This is a genomic window from Paenibacillus sp. FSL H3-0329 (assembly GCF_037963285.1).
Classification (GTDB): domain Bacteria; phylum Bacillota; class Bacilli; order Paenibacillales; family Paenibacillaceae; genus Paenibacillus_AQ; species Paenibacillus_AQ odorifer.
Genome location: NZ_CP150150.1, coordinates 1,521,678 through 1,546,579, shown reverse-complemented (window position 1 = coordinate 1,546,579; position 24,902 = coordinate 1,521,678). Strand labels below are relative to the sequence as shown.

20 protein-coding genes are annotated in these 24,902 nt (G+C 43.1%); 5 read left to right on the top strand and 15 right to left on the bottom strand.

Annotated elements, in window-relative coordinates:
* The first annotated feature begins 153 nt into the window (after positions 1 to 153).
* From NSQ66_RS06825 to nrdF, 5 genes are all read left to right on the top strand, one after another.
* Positions 154 to 1,881, top strand: coding sequence for a sensor histidine kinase (locus NSQ66_RS06825; protein ID WP_244886431.1), 1,728 nt, complete (start codon positions 154 to 156; stop codon positions 1,879 to 1,881).
* A gap of 30 nt (positions 1,882 to 1,911) precedes the next feature.
* Positions 1,912 to 3,561: a helix-turn-helix domain-containing protein gene (locus NSQ66_RS06820; protein WP_076141124.1), complete on the top strand. Its 1,650-nt coding sequence runs from the start codon at positions 1,912 to 1,914 to the stop codon at positions 3,559 to 3,561.
* A 404-nt stretch (positions 3,562 to 3,965) separates the two neighbouring features.
* The gene (gene nrdI, locus NSQ66_RS06815; protein WP_036675861.1) at positions 3,966 to 4,325 is read left to right on the top strand and encodes a class Ib ribonucleoside-diphosphate reductase assembly flavoprotein NrdI; all 360 of its coding nucleotides are present in this window, start codon (positions 3,966 to 3,968) and stop codon (positions 4,323 to 4,325) included.
* Entirely contained in the window at positions 4,312 to 6,396 is a 2,085-nt protein-coding gene (gene nrdE, locus NSQ66_RS06810) for a class 1b ribonucleoside-diphosphate reductase subunit alpha (RefSeq protein ID WP_076099523.1), read from the top strand. Before nrdI ends, nrdE begins: the two co-directional genes overlap by 14 nt.
* Before the next feature lie 39 nt (positions 6,397 to 6,435).
* Positions 6,436 to 7,395, top strand: coding sequence for a class 1b ribonucleoside-diphosphate reductase subunit beta (gene nrdF, locus NSQ66_RS06805; RefSeq protein WP_036675865.1), 960 nt, complete (start codon positions 6,436 to 6,438; stop codon positions 7,393 to 7,395).
* A 124-nt stretch (positions 7,396 to 7,519) separates the two neighbouring features.
* Here nrdF and NSQ66_RS06800 read toward each other — a convergent pair whose 3' ends face one another.
* The 15 genes from NSQ66_RS06800 to NSQ66_RS06730 all read right to left on the bottom strand — a co-directional run bounded on the left by NSQ66_RS06800 (position 7,520) and on the right by NSQ66_RS06730 (position 24,673).
* Positions 7,520 to 8,116, bottom strand: coding sequence for a zeta toxin family protein (locus tag NSQ66_RS06800; protein WP_076141123.1), 597 nt, complete (start codon positions 8,114 to 8,116; stop codon positions 7,520 to 7,522).
* Positions 8,109 to 8,285 (bottom strand): hypothetical protein, encoded by a 177-nt coding sequence (locus NSQ66_RS06795; protein ID WP_170914185.1) that lies wholly within the window; start codon positions 8,283 to 8,285, stop codon positions 8,109 to 8,111. Before NSQ66_RS06795 ends, NSQ66_RS06800 begins: the two co-directional genes overlap by 8 nt.
* Before the next feature lie 218 nt (positions 8,286 to 8,503).
* Positions 8,504 to 8,863 carry a hypothetical protein gene (locus NSQ66_RS06790; RefSeq protein WP_036675871.1) on the bottom strand — a complete coding sequence of 120 codons (360 nt, stop codon included), beginning with the start codon at positions 8,861 to 8,863 and terminating at the stop codon, positions 8,504 to 8,506.
* 499 nt (positions 8,864 to 9,362) lie between these two features.
* Positions 9,363 to 10,136, bottom strand: coding sequence for an SDR family NAD(P)-dependent oxidoreductase (locus tag NSQ66_RS06785; protein WP_036675873.1), 774 nt, complete (start codon positions 10,134 to 10,136; stop codon positions 9,363 to 9,365).
* 289 nt (positions 10,137 to 10,425) lie between these two features.
* On the bottom strand, positions 10,426 to 11,676 hold the full coding sequence (locus NSQ66_RS06780; protein ID WP_339279633.1) for a HAMP domain-containing sensor histidine kinase: 1,251 nt from the start codon (positions 11,674 to 11,676) through the stop codon (positions 10,426 to 10,428).
* Positions 11,677 to 11,789: 113 nt separating this feature from the next.
* Positions 11,790 to 12,449, bottom strand: coding sequence for a response regulator transcription factor (locus tag NSQ66_RS06775; protein WP_036675961.1), 660 nt, complete (start codon positions 12,447 to 12,449; stop codon positions 11,790 to 11,792).
* Positions 12,450 to 12,464: 15 nt separating this feature from the next.
* On the bottom strand, positions 12,465 to 13,226 hold the full coding sequence (locus NSQ66_RS06770) for a lantibiotic immunity ABC transporter MutG family permease subunit (protein ID WP_036675876.1): 762 nt from the start codon (positions 13,224 to 13,226) through the stop codon (positions 12,465 to 12,467).
* 2 nt (positions 13,227 to 13,228) lie between these two features.
* Positions 13,229 to 13,975 carry a lantibiotic immunity ABC transporter MutE/EpiE family permease subunit gene (locus NSQ66_RS06765; RefSeq protein ID WP_036675878.1) on the bottom strand — a complete coding sequence of 249 codons (747 nt, stop codon included), beginning with the start codon at positions 13,973 to 13,975 and terminating at the stop codon, positions 13,229 to 13,231.
* On the bottom strand, positions 13,972 to 14,682 hold the full coding sequence (locus NSQ66_RS06760) for a lantibiotic protection ABC transporter ATP-binding protein (protein WP_076141121.1): 711 nt from the start codon (positions 14,680 to 14,682) through the stop codon (positions 13,972 to 13,974). The genes NSQ66_RS06765 and NSQ66_RS06760 overlap by 4 nt, the downstream gene beginning before the upstream one ends.
* A 187-nt stretch (positions 14,683 to 14,869) precedes the next feature.
* A complete protein-coding gene (locus NSQ66_RS06755) occupies positions 14,870 to 17,941 on the bottom strand; it encodes a glycoside hydrolase family 2 TIM barrel-domain containing protein (RefSeq protein ID WP_076141120.1) in 3,072 nt (1,023 codons plus the stop codon).
* A 37-nt stretch (positions 17,942 to 17,978) separates the two neighbouring features.
* Entirely contained in the window at positions 17,979 to 18,800 is an 822-nt protein-coding gene (locus NSQ66_RS06750) for a carbohydrate ABC transporter permease (protein ID WP_076141119.1), read from the bottom strand.
* Positions 18,800 to 19,612, bottom strand: coding sequence for a sugar ABC transporter permease (locus NSQ66_RS06745; protein ID WP_235219373.1), 813 nt, complete (start codon positions 19,610 to 19,612; stop codon positions 18,800 to 18,802). Before NSQ66_RS06745 ends, NSQ66_RS06750 begins: the two co-directional genes overlap by 1 nt.
* A 228-nt stretch (positions 19,613 to 19,840) precedes the next feature.
* Positions 19,841 to 21,142 carry an extracellular solute-binding protein gene (locus NSQ66_RS06740; RefSeq protein ID WP_036675885.1) on the bottom strand — a complete coding sequence of 434 codons (1,302 nt, stop codon included), beginning with the start codon at positions 21,140 to 21,142 and terminating at the stop codon, positions 19,841 to 19,843.
* A 184-nt stretch (positions 21,143 to 21,326) separates the two neighbouring features.
* Positions 21,327 to 23,117 (bottom strand): sensor histidine kinase, encoded by a 1,791-nt coding sequence (locus tag NSQ66_RS06735; RefSeq protein WP_076141118.1) that lies wholly within the window; start codon positions 23,115 to 23,117, stop codon positions 21,327 to 21,329.
* Complete coding sequence (locus NSQ66_RS06730; protein ID WP_076141117.1) at positions 23,114 to 24,673, bottom strand: response regulator; 1,560 nt, start codon at positions 24,671 to 24,673, stop codon at positions 23,114 to 23,116. Before NSQ66_RS06730 ends, NSQ66_RS06735 begins: the two co-directional genes overlap by 4 nt.
* Positions 24,674 to 24,902: the final 229 nt, after the last annotated feature.

Below are 24,902 nucleotides of genomic sequence, written 5' to 3'. Positions count from 1 at the left end.
ACATGTAAAATATTCAGCTTATGTACCTCCCCCTGTATCGGAACGCAGGAATATGCTATGGTATATGAAAACGCTTTATATGTTTTCACATTTTGTAGAGGAGTGTTAAATACGGTAAGAAAATCCACCATTAAAAGTCGCATTATTCTGCTCATGGCCGTATTCGCACTGCTGATAGCGTCGCTGCTTTCTTTTTTCAGCTATGAATTAATTACTTATTATCAGCGTAAAACAACCATCCAGGCGACCGAGTTCAATCTGCAGCTGGTATCTCATATTATTGAACAGGATTTGATTGATCTGTCATCCCTGGCGATGACCTGCAGCACTAACTCTTCTACTAATACCCTGATCACAGACTACTTCAGCTCACCTAAGGCTAGCTCTAAGGAAGCAGTTAATGTATTCAACTCGATGCAGCAGGACTTCCTGAACAACCGCTCCAACAGCTATGCCCGCCGTCTGATTGTTACGGATAGCAACGGCAAGTTTCTGCAGGTGGATAAAACCGGCACCTCTGTTCCGCTTACCATACACAATATCGGTCAAATTACCGGCCTTAGCAATGATGCCGAGGAGAAATGGGACCGGGTGATCAAGGACCCGCTCTCCAACACGAACGGAATTCCTTTTGTTTTTCCTATTTACGGCAAAGGAGCTTCCCGGGTTGGAACGGTGTACCTGTTAGCGAATACAACTGTTATTACCGACAAGCTGAAAGGGTACTCCCTGCCGAAGAATTCCCGGCTGCTGCTGACGCTCGGCAATCATCATTATCAGCTCATCGGCGATCAGGTCATCGCCATTGCAGAGCCGTATGAACCGGTGGCCTATACCAATGATAAACCTGTCGGTCCGCAAACCGAGCTGTCCATGGTCAAGCTGGCGGACGAGAAAGAGAGCCATATCGTGGTATCTTATCCCGTACGCAGCGGAGTCATTCTGTCACAGACTTTATCCAATGACCTGTTCGCTCCCAAGACAAATATATGGATTCTGGTTATGCTCGGCGTCTGTCTCCTGGTTATTGTCTTAAGCGCTATCATTACGCTGTATCTGACCCGTACCATCAGTCTTCCGGTGGAAAAACTGAAGAAGCGGATTGATAAGATCGCCCAGGGCAATTTCCTGCTGGACCGCAATATCGAATGGAACAGCGAGCTTGGCGATGTCGGACGGGGTATTAACCGCCTGTCCCAAGATATCGTAGCGCTTATGGACAGCCGGCTCGCTGACGAGAAACAGAAACAGGAGCTGGAATACCGGATGCTGCAGAGTCAGATCAATCCCCATTTCCTGTACAACACACTGAATTCGATCAAATGGATGGCTACAATTCAGAATGCTACCGGCATCGCAGAAATGACCACTTCACTATCTAGACTGCTGCGCAGCATCGCCAAAGACAACCGTAGACTGATGCCGCTGAAGGATGAGCTGAGCCTGCTGGATGATTATTTTCTGATTCAGAAATACCGCTATGGCAGTACGGTCTCTATGGTAAAGGAGATTGACAACGAGGAACTGCTAACCGGCCTAATTCCACGATTCACGCTCCAGCCCCTGGTCGAGAACGCCATCTTCCATGGCATTGAGCCCAAAGGCAGAGGAGAAATTCTCATTAAGGTGGCCAAAAGTGGATTCGCCGATATTCTAGTTACGATTGAAGACAACGGTGTAGGGATGAAGGAAGAAGAAATCTCCACGATTCTGTCGAATCCAGGTGACGGAAGCAAAGAAATGCCCGAGAATATTGGACTCCGCAGCGTAAATGAACGTTTGCGCCTGGCATTTGGGGATAATTACGGTCTTTCGATTGAGAGTGAGTCGGGCCAATATACCCGGATGAAGATTCTTCTGCCGTTCCTGCAAAAGGAATAGAGTAGCATACCAAGCAAGGATGTGATGGAATTGATCAAGTTGTTAATCGCTGATGACGAGGCGCTGGTCTGTATCGGCTTGCAGTCCATGCTGAAGTGGGAGCAATATAATATAGAAATTGTCGGCATTGCACACAACGGGGCTCAAGAGGAAGAAATGATTGACACCCTCCGTCCTGACATTGTAATCAGCGATATAAAAATGCCAATTAAAAGCGGCTTAGAAGTTGCCAATGCGGTACGCAAAAAACACGGCCGGCTTCCGCTGTTTATCATCTTAACAAGCTACGAGGAATTCGAATACGCACGTGGAGCGATTGAAGTGCAAGCCACAGATTATCTAGTGAAGCTGGAACTGACACCAGAGGCACTTGATGCCTCCATTCGGAAAGCAATTTCCCAATTGGAGGCTTTTCAAACCCTAGACAGCTATCCCATGCTTGCTCATAGAGGCAATCTACAAGCCCAACGCGATAAATTTTTCATCCGCCTGTTCAATAACTTATTCGCAAATAAAAACCAGTACCTTCTGCAGAGAGATGATTTAAACCTTGAGCTCAAGGAACCTGCTTATCTAGTCTGCACTTGCCGTATTTTGGGACCAGACAGTGTCCCGCCCCGCGGCGATAAAATGGTTGCTCTGTGCTCAAGTACCGTCCAAATGGCCAAAGATACGCTTACTTCCATAAGACCTTGTTATGTGACCAGTCTGGACTTGCGCAATTTTGCTGTAACCCTGCCCGTCAACGGGACGGATTCACGGCAATGGATGCCTGAGATTGAAATGCTATTGACCCATATGGCCTCCATACTCCATAACTACTTCAATGTAAGGATCATCGGCGCGATCGGCTTTGCGGTCGAGGATCCTTATTTGCTGCGGGAAAGCTACCTCGCTGCGCGAAAAGCGCTTCCTGCTGCGGTTAAAGCACAGTCGTTTGTGTTTTTTGCCGAAGGAGAGTCGCTGGAGCAGGATCATCTGTTGTTTGATTTCTCCGAATTGCGTACAGAGATCCGCCGTGCTTTTGAAGAAATGGATACCCAAGCTTTATACGCCATTATCTCCAAAATGATCGAAATCTTCGACGGCCGGGCCGACCTGCTGGTTCCCGCCACTGATGCCGCCTGCAACATTCTGTATATGGCCACTTCACTACTTGCAGACGGTGAGAATATTGTGGAGCAAATTTTCGAAAATGAACCGGAGGGCTACCGGGCTATCTACCAGATGCATACGATTGAAGAGATCGCCGGCTGGCTGATCCAGTTCAGGGACGGTTGCTCGGACATCCTCTCTACCCGCAGACAAAGCTACAAGGAGCAGCTCGTCAAAAATGTCCAAGATTATATTAAACGAAATCTCGGAACTAAGCTCTCGCTCAATCAAGTGGCGGATGTCTTCAATTTCAGTCCCAACTATCTGAGCCACCTTTTCTCCAAGGTTGCCAAGGTCAACTATGTGGAATATATCACGGAGATCAAAATCACGACAGCCAAAGAAATGATGGCACGCGGGGAAGGTCGCATCTACGAAATCTCACAGAAGCTGGGATATGAGAGTGCCTTCTATTTCAGCAAGGTCTTCAAAAAGGTAACCGGAATTTCCCCCAGAGAATACATGCAGCAACTTAAAGCAGATTCACCGCCTGACCGAAGCCTCGGAGTAAACAACCGTTCTTGAGATCAAGAGATTATTAAGAATAATCCCACTTCGCAAAAATAAAGCCAATAAATCTGCAGGGAGCAGGCTCTGTTCCTTGCAGATTTATTGGCTTGCCATCACCCTCAGACAGCAACCCTAAGTATCACCCTTTCTCCTGCAATTTTTTTATTTTTATTTTTAAACTAGCAAAATGCTAATACTCCGGTCTTTCTGCCCTAAAAGTCTACCAAAAAACCGCTTACGAGACACTTTCCCAGCTATTAAGACGGCTGTTCCCATATTGACTTTTCAACATATAGTAATTAAAATAAACAACGCACACTAAATATAGTATAGATACGATTTTTCAGTATTTAAAGCTTATCCATTCAGTTTTCATACTATTTTCAATAGTTTTTAATATTTACAGGGGGACAGACACCATGCTAGTCGCGTATGATTCAAAAACAGGAAATGTCAGACGCTTCATCAGCAAACTTAAGTTGCCGGCTGTGCAGATTGAGGAGCATATGACGATTGACGAGCCCTATGTGCTTATTACATATACCACCGGCTTTGGACAGATTCCAGAAAAGGTGTCTACTTTCTTGAAGAACAATAATGCCAATCTGAAAGGCATCGCCGCCAGCGGCAATAAGAACTGGGGCGAGCTGTTCGCGCACAGCGCGGACTTGATTGCAGATCGGTATAACGTGCCCGTTATCGGTAAATTTGAGTTATCGGGTACATTTGGCGATGTAGAACGGATTAAACAGGAGGTGAGCCGGGTTGCGGCATATTGAATTAAACAACATGTTGATGAAGAGAGACGAAAGTGGCTTCTTTCAGTTAGACAAAGATCTTGAGGCAGTAGCCGAATTTATGCGGGATGTAGAGCGCCGGAGTCTGGCTTTTGCGAATACAAAAGCCAAGGTTGATTATATGATTGAACAGGATTTCTACGAGAATTTTTACGAACAGTACAGCACGGCGGAGATTGAAGAAGTCTACCAGATTACCCACGCCTACAACTTCAGTTTTCCATCTTATATGGCAGCTTCGAAATTCTACACGGATTACGCTGTAAAAACCAATGACCGCAAACAATATCTGGAGCATTACCCGGACCGTGTGGCGGCAGTCGCCCTTCACCTGGGACGCGGCAACGCCGATACTGCCGGGGTACTTGCCCGTTCGATGATGGAACAGCGCCTGCAACCTGCGACCCCAACCTTCTTAAATGCCGGTAAGAGCCGGCGTGGTGAGCTCGTCTCCTGCTTCCTAATCGAAATGGACGACTCGCTCAATTCCATCAACTATGTGCTGAATACCTGCATGCAGTTGTCGAAGATCGGTGGCGGTGTGGCCGTCAACCTATCCAAGCTACGCTCCCGTGGTGAAACTATCAAGGGTGTTGAGGATGCTGCGAAGGGAATTATACCTGTACTTAAGCTGATGGAAGACGGCTTCTCCTATGCAGATCAGATGGGTCAGCGTAAAGGATCAGGAGCAGCCTATTACAACATTTTTGGCTGGGACGTTCTGGAATTCCTCGACAGCAAGAAGATCAATGCCGACGAAAAAACAAGACTCAAAACCCTGTCCATCGGCCTGATTATTCCGAACCGCTTCTATAAGCTGGCGAAGGACAATGAAGCACTGCATGTATTTGCTCCTTACAGTGTGTACAAAGCCTACGGAACGCATCTCGACGATATGGATCTGGATGACATGTATGATAAGCTGCTGGCCGATCCACGTGTCAAAAAGAAGAAAGCTATGAGCGCACGGGATATGCTGACCAAAATTGCCATGATCCAGCTGGAATCTGGCTATCCATATATCATGAACAAGAGCAATGCCAATGCGGCCCATGCTCTGAAAAACGTCGGACAGATCAAAATGTCCAACCTTTGTACTGAAATCTTCCAGCTGCAGGAGACCTCAGAGATTGCCGACTACGGACAGGAGAGTACAATCCGCCGCGATGTAAGCTGCAATCTGGCTTCCTTGAACATTGTTAACGTGATGGAACATGGCAAAATCCGTGAATCCGTACATGAGGGCATGATCGCCCTGACCGCTGTTAGCGATATGACCAGTATTTCCAATGCCCCAGGCGTAGCCAAAGCAAACAAGGAGATGCACTCTGTCGGTCTTGGCGTCATGAATCTGCACGGCTATCTGGCTAAGAACAACATTGCTTATGAAAGCGAGCAGGCCCGCGATTTTGCCCGGACCTTCTTTATGACCATGAATTTCCACTCGCTGGAGAAAAGCATGGAAATCGCTGCCGCGACGGGCCGATCTTTCCATGGATTTGAGGCTTCTGATTATGCTACGGGAGCTTATTTTGAGCGTTACCTGACTACCGATTACCGTCCGGTTACCCCAAGGGTACAAGAGTTATTCGGAGATATTTATATCCCATCCCCAGCTGACTGGGAACAATTGCGGGATGCGGTAAAAGCAAATGGCCTATACCATGCTTACCGTTTGGCGATTGCGCCAACGGCCAGCATTTCCTATATCCAAAACGCCACTTCAAGCGTTATGCCGATTGTTGAGCAGATTGAGACTCGGACTTATGCTAATTCAACTACTTATTATCCGATGCCGTACCTGCGGCCGGACAATGTGTTTTTCTATAAATCGGCTTACCAGATGGACCAGTTCAAGGTAATCGATCTGATCGCGGAAATTCAGCCCCATATCGACCAAGGTATCTCGACCGTTCTGCATGTTAACAGTGATGTTTCCACCAGAGAACTGGCCCGCTCCTACCTGTATGCGGCGCATAAAGGCTTGAAGTCGCTGTATTACACCCGGACCAAAAAGCTGTCTGTCGAGGAATGCCTCACCTGCTCAATCTAAAAGGAAGGCTATAGCCGCAGAAAAGGAGATTGCAATATTATGACCGCTATCCAAGCCGTTAACTGGAACCGTCCCGACGACGATTTCTCATTGATGTTCTGGAATCAGAACATTATGCAATTCTGGACGGACGATGAAATTCCATTATCCGATGATAAAATGTCCTGGCTCACGCTCAGTGAGCAAGAAAAGGACTCCTATATGAAGGTGCTGGGCGGCCTGACACTGCTGGATACGATTCAAGGCGGAGTCGGAATGCCGCAGATTATGGAGCATGTCGAAGGCCTTCAACGTAAAGCCGTACTGGGCTTCATGGGCATGATGGAACAAATTCACGCCAAATCGTACAGCAGTATTTTCACCACTTTGTCCTCTACAGAGGAGATCGACAGTGTATTCCGCTGGGTAGAAGAGAACCCCTTCCTCCAGTTCAAAGCGGAGACCATATCACAATATTACAAAAACATAGACTCACCTAAAGACCTGTACCTTGCCATGGCAGCCTCCGTCCTGCTCGAGAGCTACTTGTTCTACAGTGGTTTCTTCTATCCCCTATATCTGGCTGGGCAGGGCAAAATGACTTGCAGCGGTGAGATCATCGACCTTATTCTACGGGATGAGAGCATCCATGGGGTATATGTCGGCGTGCTGGCACAAGAGATCTTTGACGGGCTCCCAGAAGACGAGCAACGCGAACTTCACCATACGCTGGTAGAATTGCTTCGACTGCTGCATGAGAATGAAGAGCATTATACCGAGCAGATCTATGCCCCTATCGGATTGGTGGACGAGGTTAAGACTTTCCTAAGATACAATGCCAATAAAGCGATGATGAATCTGGGCCATGATCCGCTATTTGACGAGGAAGAGATCAACCCGATTGTTCAGAACGGGATCAGCACCCACACCAAGCAGCATGACTTCTTCTCGAAGAAAGGCAACGGATATGTCCGGGCGCTTAATGTGGAGCCACTGAAGGATGAAGATTTTCAATTTTAAATAAAATCATCAGAGGTTGTTGTATCTAATAGATGCCAGCTCAAGTGTATTATATTATTTACAATAAATGTTTCATGTCTAAATTAAATAACCTTAGTCCAGTAGGCTTTCGGACTAAGGTTATTTATAATGGTTCAACTTTTAAATTCTCCTTAATTTTATGGACCCAAGCTGGGAGAGGATCAACCTGATATTTTATAGAGCAATACCCTGCTTCCAAAACAATTTCTCCATCCGACTTACTGTTGTCGATAACAATCAATTGATCAATAAGGTACAAATTAGAAAGTAAGTTTTGAATTGATGTTGTATGTCTTCTAATAATATCCTCAGTTGGAATATCGTGGCCACCATTTCGAACGCGCAAAGCAACCCGTTCGATATTTAGCTGATAATCACCAAGTCCTACAAAGAACATAGTTGTCTCAAAACCGCTTTCCTTAGCACTCTGCATGAGTCGAATTACATTTCCACCGGCCAATGTTGTCTCTATTGTGAAATCACGCCTATTGTCTATACAGTTCCTAGCTAGTCTTATCGCCTCTTTACCTGCGGATATCTTCCGACGGTTTGGATCATCGGGATCAATGCGGCGAGCTAAAGCATCAGGATCGATATTCACACTAATTCCAAGTCGATCTACAATCAAATTCCTAATTGTACTTTTCCCGCTGCCATTATTCCCAGCAAATACATACATCATCGCAGAGGGCTCACTCATGAGATGTCTCCTGATTATCTATAGGTACGATCACACCATTTGGATATTCCTTAACAATCAAACCATTTTTCGTTTTATATACAATGTAAGTTCCGTTTGCTTTTGCATCCAACTTGGCTCGTTCGCCTGTAAGCTTGATTAATTTATGCAAATCTTGAACAAGATTCATAACCATTCACCTTCCATCCTGTAGGCATTCTTATCATCATTATAGCATACTCTTTTTGGATTAAACTCTAGCCGAATAAACCTCTTCAAACAAAACAAGCTTGCTCTACTGGCTATTCATATCCATAGTATCTCCACTATACAGGCATAAGTTTTCCAAAGAAAAACAAAAAGTGCGGAGAAAGCTCTCCGCACTTTTTGCTAACTCTATTTATTAGATTATTGCAATTTTTTCAGTACTGTTCTAGCTTCTTCATAGGTATCGTAAGCATCAGCAAAATCTCTGCCAAAAATACGTTTCAATTGCATTTTCCAAATTGGGTTTTTAGTTACATAAGCCCATCCTGCTTGACCAGCTGCTTTCGCCATCTCACCTGTTGGAGCCAACATTGCTGCAACTTCAGGAGAAAGTACACTTGCAGATTCAGTTACATCAGTTGTACCCGTAAATTTAGGACTAACAAGCTTCATGATATTCTCAAAATCTTTCAAGTATCCTGGAACATCCTCAGCAGAAAAATCGATAGATACTACATCGATGTGGTTTTCACTTTTGTTGTATTTAATTGTGTATGACATAATTGTATTCCTCCAAGTTTTAATAGTTATTTTTTAATAATAGAAAGTAATGTATGTAACTCCAACAGACAAAAAAATTTCTGCCCAGGCTTTTCAGTAACTTCTACTTTTGGCAACTGGGTTTGGAACAAACTGCCTTGTTTAAATGATGCCATATCGTTACAATCAATAGTAAATGACATCTATTTCCTGTATCGTTTTATTGCAACATCCTTTCTAATATATTTTAACTCATACCTATTACCTATATTATTATCGACAAATTTCTTTTTTTATTTATATTAAAATACAAATTTCTACAAATTCCAACATATCCATGGTTATATTTGCCTTAATTTCATTCACACTTGTGTAATTCCGTTATCATTTAGAAACAACTAAAAAAGGCTCTGCGTGCGCCTTCCAACTCCAGTCCATTCATCCTACAGGATTTTCGAACAGGAATACGCCGCAAAGCCTTCGATACTAGATGCTTATATAAGTAAATTAATCCGACTAATTACTTAGTTGCGGAGTAGCCCCCGTCAATCACATGTGCTGTACCTGTAATAAATGAAGCCTCATCACTTAGAAGGAAACATGCAAAAGCAGCTACTTCCTCAGGCGTACCATATCTGCCCAAAGCCGTTCCAGAAGCGATAAGAGATTGAAGCATCTCTACATCATCAGACAACAGCTTTTCGTATCTGTTCATGGTTGGTGTAGGGATAGGACCAGGGCAAATAGCATTTACTCTGATATTACGGTGACCCACTTCTTTAGCAACCGATTTAGTCATGCCCACAATGGCGTGTTTACTTGCTGAATAAGCTGCATCATTTGCCATCCCAATAAAAATACCATGCAAGGAGGAACAGTTTAGAACGGAAGCACCGGATTTCATATGTGGTAATGCATAATGCAACATGTAGAATTGGCCATTAAGATTTGTCTGAATCACCTTTTGAAACAATATCGGATCATATTCTGTAACATCCGCATTATCTCCTGTAATTGCTGAGTTATTATAAAGGCAATCAATCTTTCCATAAGCTGCTAAGGTTTGATCTACGATATTTTTGCAGTCTGCTTCAACTGAAACGTCTGACCGCACAAACAGTGCTTCTCCACCTAAAGCTTTGATTTCTTCGACTGTGTTAGCGCCAGCATCTGATCGATTGGCAACTACTACAGTACCACCCTCTCTTGCTACTCTCAATGCTGTAGCTTTTCCGATTCCGGTACCAGCACCCGTAATAATAACTACTTTGTTTTCAAATCTGTTGCTACTCATTATGCGCACCACTTTCTTATGTCTTTTTCAGGAAGAGGATTTGAACCTCATAGACCCTAATGTCACCTGATACAGTGTAGATTGGAACATTTTTGCAGAAAAATCGACAAAATTATCCTCTATATGACAACTTTATTGTATTTAATTGTATATAGCAATCAATATTTTAATCTACTTTTCCAACAATTGAGAATTTGGTTTTGATCGTCATAAAAAATACACCCCTTAGAATTTCATCAGATAAACCAGAAGTTTTATCCAATGTTATTCTAAGAGGTGTAATAAACCTCTACCTAACTCCACGAACTGGGACGTCGATTCGAACTTGACCTCCACCCGTCAGGGGAGAATTGCTAATATGCAGACTGCCCTGATGCTGCCTGACAATGGTGTCGGCAATATAAAGTCCCAATCCATAGTGACTTTTGGAGGTACGGCTACTGTCCCCTCGATAAAACTGCTTAACTGCAGATTGGAGTCCTTCACTCGTAAATCCTGATCCACTGTCTGCTACGTTTATACTCCACCAATCTTGTTTTGCCTCAACCTGCAAATAAATCACACTCTCATACGGGGAATACTCTACCGCATTAGCGAGTACATTCATCACAGCCCGATGAAGTAGTTCATTGTCTATCAACACCTCAGGGGGCAGATTATTGTCCTGGTGGAATTCTATCCGAAGATGCTTAGGGACAACCAACGCATCTAACTGCGTACGAATTTGCTGGATAAAAGCTTCCGTTCTAACCCATTTAGAGCGGGGAGAAATTTGTTTCCTCGTATTAGAAATCTCAATAAGTGTTGCCATGTATTGTTCGATTTGATCCGCATTTTTGGAAATATACCCTATATATTCTTGCTGATTCTCCGCTAAATCTGAGTCTATCAGCAAATCTGCATTTCCTTGAATAATCGTAAGAGGAGTCTTAATGTCGTGGGCAAGCGCAGAAATCTGCTCTTTTTTCATTTGTTCCAAATTCCATTGCTGTTCTAGCGACTTTTTCAATTCCTCTCTCAGCTGTTCCAAGGATGATAGCACCTCATCAATTTCACTGACCCCAGAATACACGACAGTAAAATCCAAATTCTTAGCTTCAATGTGATGTGCAGCTTCTTGCAAGGAAGCCATTTTTTGACTCAGTCTTCGAGCGAAAAATCCAGAAATCAGAATAACTTCCAGTAACATCAGAACTACAAAAAACAGCAATAACGTTAATTGCGGATTAGGCAGCGTGTTATGCAGAAAATTCGAGGTGAACTGCGGTACGATTGCATATTGCAGTACGATAACCTCATGCTCCCGCTCAATCACATCGGTGCAGTTTGTACCCATGAGATTACAACTGCTTTGATTCTTCTGCAATATATCTAGAGCGCGTTCTTTAGGAATATTTCCTGAAATATAGTTCTTTTGCTGATCCAATACCGCATGTTCCGCTCCCCAAGGTATCATTTCTTGCGTAATTTCTGGCGCACGCTGCAAAACATCCCAAGACTTTGCAATGGATTGCTCAGTATGGTTTGCTGGAACAATCATTCCATACTGCATTAAGAGAGTAAATACCCCTAAACACAGAAATGCCAATAATAGAGTACACGCACCTAATGATAATAAATATTGAATGAAGACTGTACGGAGCCGTATTCGTTTCACACCCATTTGTAACCTATCCCCCAAACGGTTTCAATCGGTGAAACCTCCCTCGCACTCAGCTTACTGCGGATATTTTTTACATGTTCTGTAATAGTTGAGCTATCGCTTTCTCTGTCATAGCCATAAACCGATTCATAAATTTGTTCTTTGGAAAAAACCTGACCTTTATTTCTAGCAAGAAATTCACATATCTGATATTCACTTTTAGTGAGATTTATTTTCTCTTTATCAATAGAAATCTCCTTTGCCGAGAGATTGAATTTCACTCCAGATGCGCTTAACATATGATTTTTCCCTCGATTCTCACGCCGCAAATGAGCGTTAACCCGAGCCTTCAACTCGCCTGCGCGAAAAGGCTTCACGATATAGTCATCTGCCCCTACACTAAGTCCAAACATAATATCTGTCTCCATTGATTTAGCTGTAAGAAACAGAATCGGACAGTCTACGATATCCCTGATTTGAGTACAGAGCTCAAAACCATCGATATCTGGCATCATCACGTCCAACAGGATTAAATCAAATGTCGAGTACTCGTTCAAAGGCATATGTCGTGCACTTGTTTTTACCGTAACCCTATGGTGATCTTTGCTAAGAATATTATTTACTAGCGCCAAAATATCAGGTTCATCATCTATTATTAAAATATTAGCCAGTGACCTCACTCCTATTTATTCATATGATTTCCTACCCTGAAAGTAATGAAACCATATCAAGCCTAACATTGCCATTATCATTGTACTAATAAGTATAGCAGGTACGGAATGAAGAAGTTGCAGCTTCAATACTTCCGTTTCAATGAACCCGTTAGGTTGTGCATAAAACAAGGGAAGTTGAATCATCCGCATCGACCAGGCCCACGGTATGTATAACCACACTTTATCTCCTACAATGGTTCCACCTACGATGGCTGTAATTAGCGTACCTGCACTACCCACCGTTAGAGAAAGTCCCAAACCTCCAGCATAACTTAAGATGAGATGAAAGATCATTAAGATTAGAGCAGTGCCTACTACCCAACAAGCTCCTTGCCAGAATATTAGATATTGTATCTGCTCTATATGCAAAATTTGTTTCATGCCCAGTATTAGAATTGATGTTGAACCGAATACGATCCATATCATCGCCAAGATTATGAACCCGAGTTTTCTTATATAACACTTCGGACGTGAAAGAGCACTTAATAGATTATAGAATCCCCCTGCCCCCTCCTCTAAACCACTCATTAAAGCAGAGAATAATCCTATCCCAACAGGCAACCCAAAGGCTATTAATGAAAAATAACCATCATAGATGTGAAACTGATCCGCACGCTGTGAAAAATACCAAAGTACCATCATCGGATATAGAACAGGAACAAGGAATATCAACCAACGAATTGCAGTGTGCTTAGTCATCAACCATTCAGCTTGTAATAGCCGGAGTATCACCATCTCTATCGCACCTCTCTTCTACTAAACCAGCAGCTAGTTAAGGTGAGGGTTACCAAAAAGAATACAAGCGACACCACAATTCCAGGTAAAATAACCGAAGAGTCTCTTAGAGCATCCTGTGCTGAAAGAGCCACACCATTTGGACGTACACCAACAATGGGACACATTAACCTTAAAGCCCAACTCCACGGAACATAAATCCATGAAGGTTGATCCGCTGCTAGTACACTCACAATCATCCCAAACAGACCTGCAAGAATAGATACTACAGACCCAAATTGTTCAGCTAAGAATAGATAGATTGGAATCATCCCCAAAGAGGTCAACCAAACAACCATAGCGGCTGTTGTAATTTCAGATAAGGGTGCTGCACCCAAAGGAAACAAAAGACCAGATAGGTACATTACTGCAATAAGGAGCAGCGAAGACAACAGCAAATAATATGACACCACAATAATTTTACTGAGCCAAAGTTTAACGATGCTAATTCCGTGACTGCTTAAGCTGCGGTATCCTCCAGCCTTACGATCCTTGTTATTCGATAGTGTAGACAACAAAGCAGATCCTATGGTCATGAATAACAGCGGCCACCAATTAAAGACCATTTCCATAAAATAGTGGTCTTCAGTTTGCAGGTTCTGTTGTGTGAAAAATGAAAATAGAAGAAAAAACAGTGGCACCACGACAATCAATTTTCGCGAAAATGTTCGTTTGAATTTAATATTTTCGGATAAAAGATAGTGGATCATCTGGTTACCTCCTGTCTGTTCCGACTCACGACTTCCATGAACAATTTCTCCAAATCATCACCAGGAAATATTGCATTCTGATACCCTAGAACACCATTACTAATGATTCCAATATGATCGGCAATTTGCTCCACCTCATGAAGAATATGACTCGATAAAATAACTGTAATCCCTTGTGCAGGAAATGAGCGTATAAGCTTACGTAATTCCTGAATTCCAATCGGGTCAAGCCCATTTGTCGGTTCATCCAGAATCAAGAGTCTAGGTTGATTTAACAAAGCGATCGCAATCCCGAGACGTTGCTTCATGCCCATAGAGAATTGTCCCGCTCTTTTTTTGCCTGTTGTTGTTAAATCAACAATTTCAAGAACTTCCCGAATCCGAGAATCCGGTAAGTTTAATATTGTCGTGTGTACCTTCAAATTTTGGACAGCAGTCAGATTCCCATAAAGTGGCGGGGACTCAATCAGCGCTCCAATGTGTAGTAAATCCTTACGTGTCCATGGATGACCGTCAAATAAAATTTGTCCTGACGTCGCTCGAAGTATTCCTGTTATCATTTTTAGAGTCGTCGATTTACCTGCGCCGTTTGGGCCTAACAGTCCATAAATCGAATTAGTTTTTACGGTTATGTTGATATCGTTAACCGCACGCTGCCCCCTGAAATTCTTGCATAAATTATTAGTTTGTAAAATATACTCTCCCATCCTTTATCATCCTCTCATTTGCTATACGTTGATCATATATAGCAAATCTAAGGACTTTATAAGGTTTTACTGAGCTCAAATTATACGGGATTATAACGAGCATAAAAAAGCTCGGTTCAAATTTAACGTTGAACCGAGCCTGGAATATTTATCATCTAATACATGAACTTCAAATATTGCAAAAAAATCATGCTCTGCGAATTGTAAATTCAAAATCCATATCTAAGGATGGATTGATTTGATATTCATCAAGAACTGGAGCTCCCCAGCTGTCATCCCCGCCTACGCCCATTTGACGTCCAGCAATGGTAACCACGGTATAGTGAACGTTCGGCAGCTCATAATGATGTGTCGCATTCTCCAGCTCCATTGCCGAGTAAGGCGAGATATTGGCTTCAACAGGGGCTGTAGCTGGTGCCGATATTATAATGCCTTGGCCATAATCGTTCTTAATCGATACTTCGCGCACACCTGTGCGGTTGCCCGATTCCTGCGGCACCAAATAGGACGACACATTGTCCACCGCATGATTCTGGAAGCGACACAATCTCGCCCCACACGCACGGTCGATATAATTTTCTTCCGGGCCATTTGCATACCAATTCAGCTGGTGATAATCCGCTGGCACCTTAAAGCTTAAAGCAAAGAGCGGAAGCTTTGGTAAACCCGCTGCTCCATGGTAGCTTGATTTCACCTGTATGCTTCCATCGGAGAACACTGTGTAAGTTACACTTACCCGTACTCCCTCTGATACACTAAGCTTATACACGTAAGTCACCGTCGCACGGTCTTTCTCCTCCACGAGCTCGAAGCTTAACGTTCTACGGGTCAAGCTTGCTGCATACCAAGGGGAAGAGTCAAAATGCATTCCCGCCCCCTTGTCATTGTCTGTCATTGCTCTCCAGAAGAGCGGTCCCGGCGGTGAAGAGATCATTTCCTGTCCTGAATATTTAACAGAAATTAATGTACCCGCCTGCTTTGAGAACATTACGGAGAAGTCACGACCATGTACACCAATATTCACATCTCCTTCAACCACGCGAAAATCATTCACGACAGATGTTATCTTAGCATCTGTCAAAGACTCCTCGGTTGACGTATTTGCCACTTGAAAAACATGCTGGCCAAAAGCGATTTCATAACCGCTATTCGCCCATAATGAATCTTCCTTCAGAACAAGAGAAACATCCAAGCTATACTCGCCAGGCTGATTCTTAATATCGGGTAGATCAACTTCTACATATTTTTCCTCGCCCGGATTAACCTGAGCGAAGACAGTTCCACGCTGGATGACCCTACCCTCATAGTTGAGAGCGTATTGTAATTCATAAGCATCCAAGCCCACAAATAAGTTTTCATTTCTGATTGTAAAACCCTGACTGTCCGGGAGCAGCTTGAAGTTCTGATACAGAAATTTCACTTCCTGCATTTTTGACGACCATCTCCGATCCGCATACACAATTCCGTTACCGGAGAAGTTGTAGTCGGTTGAACGGTCATCGAAGTCTCCTCCATAAGCCATGAAGGGCTTACCGTATCGATCATTTTTCACAATCACCTGATCCATATAATCCCAGATAAATCCACCCTGATACATTGGATACTTCTGCTCTAGCTCTGTGTATTTATGCAACCCCCCGACGGAATTGCCCATCGCATGCATGTATTCACAGCTAATATATGGTTTTAGCGGATCTTCTGTTAAATACCTTTCGATATCTGCTGCTTTCGCATACATCCGGCTCTCCATATCGCTCGAATCATCATATTCACGGTTATGGAACACCCCTTCGTAATGAACCAACCGAGTAGGGTCCTTCTCTCGAAAATAATTGGCTACGTTCAGAATTACTTCTCCTGCAAAAGATTCGTTCCCACAAGACCAAATTAGAATGGAGGGATGGTTTTTGTCTCTCTCCACCATGGAAATCGCACGATCCATCACGATATCCTGCCATTCAGGCTTATTGCCGGGGATGTTCCAAGACGGCTCAACTGCCCCCATTTTCTGCCATGATCCATGCGACTCTAAATTCATCTCGTCAATGACATAGACTCCGTATTCATCACACAACTCATACCACAGTGTCATATTCGGATAGTGCGAGGTCCGAACCGCGTTGATGTTCGCCTGCTTCAAGGTTTTTATGTCCCACAGCATATCTTCTTTTGTAATACTGCGTCCAAAGCGCGGATTAAACTCATGCCGGTTAACGCCTTTAAATACAATACGTTTGCCGTTTAAGTGCATAATCTTATCTATCATTTCGAATTTCCGAAAACCAATTTTTTGCGGCACAACTTCTACAAGATCCCCGGATGCGTTGTAAACTGATACGTAAAGGGTATACAGATTAGGAGCTTCTGCGCTCCACAGCTGCACCTTTGTTGCCGCAAGCGTAAGCGAAAGGGAATCTCCTGAAACTTCACTTTCAGTACTAGCCACAAGATTACCTGCTCTATCCTTAAGCTCAAGGAGCACTTTTGAGGCAGACTTACCTATCAATTGCATGACAGCCGTCAGCGTTCCTTGCTCAAACTTTTCATCCAAATCGGTTTGAACGTGGAGATCCCGCACATGAACATCCGGCACGGTGTATAGATACACCTCACGAAAAATTCCCGAAAAACGCCAGAAGTCCTGATCCTCCAACCAACTCCCCGTGCTGCGCTGATAGACTTCAACCGCCAGCTTATTTTCGCCTTCCGTCAAGTACGATGTTAAATCAAATTCACTCGGTGTAAAGCTATCTTCGCTATAGCCAACAAACTCCCCGTTTAACCATATATAAAAAGCCGATTCAACTCCTTGAAAAGATATATACACCGGACGTTGCTCCCAGCCCGCAGGAACTTCAAAATATTTGACATAGCTGCCTACAGGATTGTGGTCCTCAGAGATCATCGGAGGTCTAAGATGCTCATGACCGTCCCATGGATACATCGTATTCACGTACTGAGGCTGCCCATAACCCTGAAGTTGGATATGACCGGGAACTTTAATATCCTTCCAGCCTCTGCAAGACACGTCCTCCTTATAAAAATGAACCTGTCGTTCCATGGCATTTTGGGCATAACTAAATTTCCAGCTGCCGTTCAGGCTATGGCGCCAGGGCATTTCTCCAAGCGCTTCGGCTTCATTTTTCGTTTGGTAATATCGATGGTCAGAATGCGCGTGCACTCTGCCTATTGCATAAATGGACGGGTCTGATAACCATTCCAGACTTGGAGTGAGATTTCGTTCAACCTGCTGCTTCATCTATACTTCCTCCTCTATTCTTCACATGAACGCTAACTTATTTAACCGAACCCGTCATCCCAGCTACAAATTGCTTTTGCATCATGAAAAACACTAATGCTGTCGGTAAGGTCGTAATGACAATCGCTGACATGATCAGACCATAGTCAGGGGCATAACCTGAGCCTAGATTCGAGATAAGAAGGGGCACAGTCATATTTTCTGGTGATTGCAATACGATCAAAGGCCACAGATAATTGTTCCAGCTGTTTAAAAATGTGATAATCGCAGCGGCGGCGTAAGTTGATTTCATCGTTGGCATATAAATGCGGAAGAACAGACCAAATTCCGAAAGCCCATCGATGCGCCCAGCCTCCATCATATCCTTAGGAAACATTTTTGTACTTTGACGAAAGAAAAAAATTAGGAATGCTGTTGTAAATGTCGGAAGAATGACTGCCGATGCTGTATCGATACCGAGAAACGGCACTACACTAGATACTTTGGCGAACATTTGAAATAGAGGTACCATAATCGCCGCAAATGGAATCATCATTGAAGCCAGCAAAATATTGAATACGATATCTTTACTCCGGCTGCGGTACATTTCAAAACCATATCCAGCCGCCGATGCTACTAGCAGTGAAAGCACAGTAGTCACCACAGAGATTTTTGCAGAGTTCCAGAGAGCCTGCCACATATCCACTGAACTAAATAGATTGTTTATATTTTCCACTAGATGTGTACCCGGTAACAATGTCCCTTTGGTTACATCAACCGACTGGTTCGTGGCGCTTATAACCATCCAGATAAATGGAAAGATAGAGATCAGCGCAGCGATGATTAGAAACACGTAAGTAAACATGCGTTTGGTTTTCATTATCTCTTATCCCCTCCTAGTTTGTTCTGAATAAGCGTCAGAATGAGCACCATTACAACAATCGAATAGGAGACGGTTGCAGCGTATCCAAAGTTAGGTGTGTATTCAAAGGAAAGGTTATAAATATATTGGGAAATCGACATGGTTGCATTGCCGGGTCCACCTTTCGTGATGTTAACCACCTCGTCAAACAACTGAAGTGTTCCAATGGTCGATGTTATCGTCGTGAACAAGATAATCGGCTTCAATAGGGGAATTGTAATTTTGAAAAATTGTGTAAATGCACTCGCTCCATCTATATGAGCAGCCTCATATATTGATTTGTCGACATTTTGCAGTGAGGACAAATAGAAAATCATATTATAGCCAGTAAAGCGCCAAGTGATAGCGATAATGATAGTAACTTTGGCCCAGAAGGGATCGGTAATCCATTGAATCGGTTCGCTGATTAGATGCAGATTCACCAGAAATTTATTGACGATACCTTCGGCTCCAAACATGTACTTGAAAACAACGGAGTACGCTACAAGTGAAGTTACCGTTGGCAGAAATATCGCCGTTCTGAAAAATCCTTTAAATTTCAGTCTTTCGTCATTTAGCAGCACAGCGATAAAGAGCGCCAGCACCAGCATAACTGGGACCTGAATAATCAAGTAAATAAAAGTGTTTTTGACGGCTGTAAGGAAAGTGGTGTCGCTAAACAGACGAATATAGTTATCAAGGCCGGTAAACTGAAGATTGTTGCCTCTGCCTGTCTTGAAGGATAGAATTAAGGCTTGAATCATTGGATAAAAATAGAAAATACTGATCATAATGACCGGCACAAGAACGAATAACCAGCCTGTCAGATGGATTTGCCGTTGACCTTTAGTGCTCTTATGTCTTTGAGGGCTTAGCCCTGGCTTTACAGTTTCCACTCCACTCCACACCCTTCTGTCTGATAAATTAGAGATGAAAGCCCCTGCTACCCATCCTTCTGTAGAAATCCAATTTACAGGAGAAGAAGAAGCAAGGGCCTAGATTGTACAGCCTAAGTGTGATTAGCGAACTTGGGTATCTGCTTGCTTCTGGGCATCCTTCAGAACAGTATCTACATCTTTTCCACCAAGATAAGATTGCACTGCTACAACCATAATGTCCTCTATTGCGTAAGTGTTCATGCCATAGTTGACGTTAGGAATTTGTTCGGTCCAAGCCGCAAAATCGGATACGACCTTTTGACCTTTGAAAAATTCATCTGCAGCTGAATAAGCTTCTCCGCTTGCCGCAGCTTTTAAAGTGCCGATAACACCAACTTTTGTATTTAACGTCTGATACAATTCCGCATCAGAAGCAAATGTTTTTGCAAGGAACTCCGCAGCAGCTTCTTTACCATCTACATTCATTACATACCAGGAGCTGCCCCCAAGGTTGGATGCATGGACGGAGCCTGCTGTGGCTGCCAGCTTAGGAAGTGGAGCTACTGCCCACTTACCGGATTGGGAAGCTTCGGCTTTAATTGAAGGTGTAATCCAGTTACCCGTTGGCACAGTAGCCACTTCACCACTATTGAATGCGCCTACAAATTGACTCCAGTCTGAGTTAACTTTCACGATGCCGGAATCCATCATTTCTTTGTACAATACAAGCGCCTCTTTCAAAGCAGCGTTGTCTGCAATGGTCGGAGTTTGACCGTCTTCACCCGTATACCATGCACCCGCCGATTGAATCATGACCCGGATAAGTCCAAGATCATTGGGATCCAGTGTGATCATGCTTTTGCCGGTTTTTTCTTTTACAGCCTTACCGATCTCGATATATTGCTTCCAGTCGATATCCTGTAGTGCATCCAGGCTATAGCCTGCTTGCTCAAGATAGTCTGTACGTACATACATTCCAGTTACACCAGAATCAAACGGAACACCATATTGCTTGCCGTCAACACTGGTCGGGCCAATTTTGTAATCCGCAAAATCAGCAGCTTTTACAACATCCGTCAATTCATAAAAGGAATCCGGATACGCTTGCAAAAAGCTTTGCGCACGGTAATCCTCAATCAATACAATGTTAGGAAGACCCTTCGTAGATCCAGAGTTCAGTCCTGTGTTCAGCTTTTGCACGATATCAGCCTGCGCGTTCTCAACGACGTTTACCGTTACGTCTGGATTGACTTTCGCATAAGCTTCTTTAGCAACATTCATGGCTGCAATGTTAAACGCTGGGTCCCAAGCCCAAACTGTGATCTCTTGTGGCTTGCTGCTACCTTCGCTTCCGGAGTTGCTCGTTTCGTTTTTCGTTCCACCTGAGGAACATGCCGAAAGTAGAACCACACTAGCCAGCATTACGGATAATAATTTTTTCACTTCGTAACCCCCTTGATAATCTGTAAAATAATAAAGATGGAAGCGTTTTCTCTGCTACGCTTCCATCTTATCATTTTGTATTCGCTTTCTTTGGCAGTATCTTTGTTAGCTTTGGTGTTATTATTGGATTCTATTTTTACTCTAAGATCGACTCTGGTACTATTTTTAGGTTCTTGTAAAAATTTTAGCTTTTTAACAATGGAAGCGTAATTATGATCTTCGTACCTTCATTTCGTTTGCTTGTAATGTTAATACCATAGCGCTCTCCGTACAACAATTTGATTCTGTCATCAACATTCCGTATACCGATCCCGGAGAATAATTGTCGTTTGTGCTTCGAGGCTGGCAGCTGTTCTTCTTTCATCAAATTCGGATCAAGGTCCATCCCATCACCATTATCTACAACTTCGCATACAAGCTGATCTTCCTGAACGGCGATCATGATCAGAATTCTTCCCTCATCTTTAAGATTGAATGCATGAAAGAACGCGTTTTCGATAAAAGGCTGCAGAATTAGCTTTGGCATATGATAATCCAAGCTTTCAGGCTCCACAAAATAATTGACGCGAATCTTTTCACCGTACCTTACATGATTGATATACACATAATGCTTCAGCGATTCTAATTCCTGACTAACAGGTATAGTGGATTGAATATCACTGACAGTGTTTTGCAGGAGTGAGATTAGCGAATTTATTGTTCCAGCTGCTTTTTCCTTGTTGCCCTGTTGCACCAGAAATTTGATAGAAGCCAGCGTATTATATAAAAAATGTGGATTGATCTGCATTTGAAGGGCGGCCAGCTCCGCATTACGCTGCTGCTTCTGGGTCTCCATCAACCGATCAACATAATCATGTAGGGAATCAAGCATAAAATTGAAGGCATTTCCTAGCTCCTTAACTTCATAACTACTAGTGGCGACATCCACATGATTATCAAATCCCCCCTTAGGAATACTCGACATCTGTTCAACGAGTACACGCAGGGACTTCGTCATTTTCCTGGTAATTAAAAATACAATAATAAGCGAAATGGCTACGATAGCCATGATCGTCAACGACACTGCTTTAGCATTTACCATCTGACCCGTTACAGCTTTCTTATCGATCAGATTCACCAAATAAACATCAAATTCAGGCAAGTATTCCGAGAATACTACCCGTTCATTCCCCATCACATAGACAGATTCTCCATTGTCTCCTGTGCTCTGTTCATCAACTACTTCATGAAGCAGCTGTTGATCGGTCAGCCCAATCAGCTCTGTCCTGTTGCTGGATACAATTTGCCCTTTTGCATTCAGCAAAACAACATCATTACCTTCACTCGTAAAATTGGCATAGAAGGCCTTAAAATCGCTATCACGAATTGCAATGTACATAGTGCCATAGATACGGCCGGTCGAATGATCAAATAGAGCTTTAGAAGCCACTAACAGGATCTCTTTCTTTTTGGTTTGACCATCCTCTCTTTGATAAAGTTGGTACAGAATTTGCTGTGGATGGGCCACTGTCGCTTTCGTAATCGGGTGGTTCTTCAGTTCATCAGCAGTAGCAGACCAATACCAAGGATCGGTTGAATAACTTCTGCCATTCGCACCTACAATCATAATACCCACATCAAAGGCACTCAGGTTGGAGCGGACTGCACGCATGCTTTCTGTCATCTGGTAGGTTTTGATAGCAAGCGTCAATGAATCCGTCTCTCCCCCGGACAAATAGCTGCGGATGGCACCATTCTGAGCTGTCATTGTAGCACCCGTAGCTACAACGTTGTTGTAGGACTCCAAGTTTGTCTTCATCTGATTCAGTAGTTTGCCATTCGTTATGCTGAAGGTCTTTAAGAATAAATTTTCTGACATACGGATGGTAATAGACAAAGTCAGAAGGGATACGGCAACAATGCTTATGAGGGTCACAAGAAAAAGCTTGAGAAATAAGCCCTGTTTTCTAATCTTGTTGATGATTGTTCCAATCATGGTCGCTCTACGTCCCGTCTTCGGTACTGGCTCGGAGAAATGCCAGCCTGCTTCTTAAACACTTTAGTGAAATAACTCTGATCCGAATAGCCCACACTAGCGCTAATATCAGAAATTGTTTTTTCCGTTGTCACGAGTAACTCCATGGCTTTCTCCAAACGGACTTTGTTCAGATATTCATTAAATCCTTCACCATTCTGAGCTGTGAAATGGCTCGATAAATAAGAAGCGTTGAAATGAAACTGCCGCGCAACCCCAGTCAACGTGATGGGATCAGCGTAATGATCCTGAATGTATTCAAGCAAGCGGGTCATATTTGGATTGATCGTTAGGTTCGTCTCACCAATCGCACGTTCAGCTTCGCGAATAAAAGCTTCAGCAACAGCGATTGCATCTCCGGCATACATCGCTTCATCTATTTTTCGAAAGAAGTCGTATTTGGATTCCTCCAAGCCTCCGGTCTCGTACTTCATTCTTCCAAGTGTGGTCGCTACGTTAAATATAAAATTCCCCAATAACGATTTGAATTCGAAAATATCGGTCCGATAATCCATCGAACGGAGATGAACATATTCCAGAAATCCAGTGAATGCCTTCTGGTATTGCTTACGTTTCAGTTGTTCCATTAATTCGCCCATATCATATTCCTGATATGCACTCGGAAGGCTGGGCAAATGATCATTTTCAATTAAGCTTCGATCCGGCAAGTAGAAACTGTATCGTGTAAGCTTTAAATAATTGTCTCGATAAATCTCCCCCAGCTTATTAAAATCCGTAAAGCTTTGACTGATAACGAAATGTGTTTCTCTCGCCCAATGGTCCATCTCCGAGACTAGATATCGGAGCTCTATAACAAGCTCGTCCCACTGTTCCGGCTTTGCATTAAGCAAATATATAACCGAATCATTGACAAACTTCAGCCGAATAAACACTGTATCGCCCAAAGGGAGCTTACTAAGCCCTTTTTCTATTTTTTGTGTGAAAGTTAACCTATCCCCAGAATCTTTAATATGTTTCATATCCGCTCCGAAAAACGCGAATAGTGTGTGTGGAAACTTTGCATGAAGCAAAGCAGACTCAAGCCCAGACTCATATCCGGTCATAAGCTTCTCGATAACTAGCAAAACTTGCTTTTCCCCAGGATCCTTTCCTTGATCGGTCATCTCCATCCCTACCAATTTAGCAGTGGTTTTATTTAGGATGGTTAACAGATAATCAGCTTCCAACTTTGGCTTCAGAATGTAGTCCGCTACACCACTTTGAAATGTGGATCGGACATAATCATATTCACTGAAACTACTTAAGACGATTACTTCAATATGAGGGTATTTCTCCTTAACGATCTTGACCAGTTTCTCCCCGCCCATTATTGGCATAACAATATCTGTAATGATCACATGAGGATTAACCTCATCCATCATATTTAGTGCTTCAAGACCGTTAGCAGCCTCACCAACAATTCGATACCCTTCATTTTCCCAATCCAAAAGATGTTTGATTCCTTGTCTTACAAGCATCTCATCATCAACAATCATAATTTTGAATATTGGTTTCATTTCTTCCCCCTTGCAGCCCTGAGAATGATTATGCCTTTTTCCTTGAATTGAAAATCTCTTTGTAACCGTTTTCTTTTTATTCGTTAGTATACAATACATCCAACAAGGAGCAAGCTCCTATACAAGTAAAGCCGTAAGCTTACTTAAAAATTGTTCATTCCAAATAATATGCCCCACCGACAAATATGGTCAACCTCTCATTTTCATTCTATGAAATATTCTTAAGTTA

What these genes read in the sequence shown, in the direction of transcription:
- nrdF (WP_036675865.1), top strand. Translation starts at nt 6,436, where the DNA reads ATGACCGCTATCCAAGCCGTTAACTGGAACCGTCCCGACGACGATTTC.
- NSQ66_RS06825 (WP_244886431.1), top strand. Translation starts at nt 154, where the DNA reads ATGGCCGTATTCGCACTGCTGATAGCGTCGCTGCTTTCTTTTTTCAGC.
- NSQ66_RS06730 (WP_076141117.1), bottom strand. Translation starts at nt 24,673, where the DNA reads ATGAAACCAATATTCAAAATTATGATTGTTGATGATGAGATGCTTGTA.
- nrdI (WP_036675861.1), top strand. Translation starts at nt 3,966, where the DNA reads ATGCTAGTCGCGTATGATTCAAAAACAGGAAATGTCAGACGCTTCATC.
- NSQ66_RS06800 (WP_076141123.1), bottom strand. Translation starts at nt 8,116, where the DNA reads ATGAGTGAGCCCTCTGCGATGATGTATGTATTTGCTGGGAATAATGGC.
- NSQ66_RS06770 (WP_036675876.1), bottom strand. Translation starts at nt 13,226, where the DNA reads ATGGTGATACTCCGGCTATTACAAGCTGAATGGTTGATGACTAAGCAC.
- NSQ66_RS06790 (WP_036675871.1), bottom strand. Translation starts at nt 8,863, where the DNA reads ATGTCATACACAATTAAATACAACAAAAGTGAAAACCACATCGATGTA.
- NSQ66_RS06795 (WP_170914185.1), bottom strand. Translation starts at nt 8,285, where the DNA reads ATGAATCTTGTTCAAGATTTGCATAAATTAATCAAGCTTACAGGCGAA.
- NSQ66_RS06745 (WP_235219373.1), bottom strand. Translation starts at nt 19,612, where the DNA reads ATGATCAGTATTTTCTATTTTTATCCAATGATTCAAGCCTTAATTCTA.
- NSQ66_RS06785 (WP_036675873.1), bottom strand. Translation starts at nt 10,136, where the DNA reads ATGAGTAGCAACAGATTTGAAAACAAAGTAGTTATTATTACGGGTGCT.
- NSQ66_RS06735 (WP_076141118.1), bottom strand. Translation starts at nt 23,117, where the DNA reads ATGATTGGAACAATCATCAACAAGATTAGAAAACAGGGCTTATTTCTC.
- NSQ66_RS06750 (WP_076141119.1), bottom strand. Translation starts at nt 18,800, where the DNA reads ATGAAAACCAAACGCATGTTTACTTACGTGTTTCTAATCATCGCTGCG.
- NSQ66_RS06780 (WP_339279633.1), bottom strand. Translation starts at nt 11,676, where the DNA reads ATGATTGTTCCAGCAAACCATACTGAGCAATCCATTGCAAAGTCTTGG.
- NSQ66_RS06760 (WP_076141121.1), bottom strand. Translation starts at nt 14,682, where the DNA reads ATGGGAGAGTATATTTTACAAACTAATAATTTATGCAAGAATTTCAGG.
- NSQ66_RS06765 (WP_036675878.1), bottom strand. Translation starts at nt 13,975, where the DNA reads ATGATCCACTATCTTTTATCCGAAAATATTAAATTCAAACGAACATTT.
- NSQ66_RS06755 (WP_076141120.1), bottom strand. Translation starts at nt 17,941, where the DNA reads ATGAAGCAGCAGGTTGAACGAAATCTCACTCCAAGTCTGGAATGGTTA.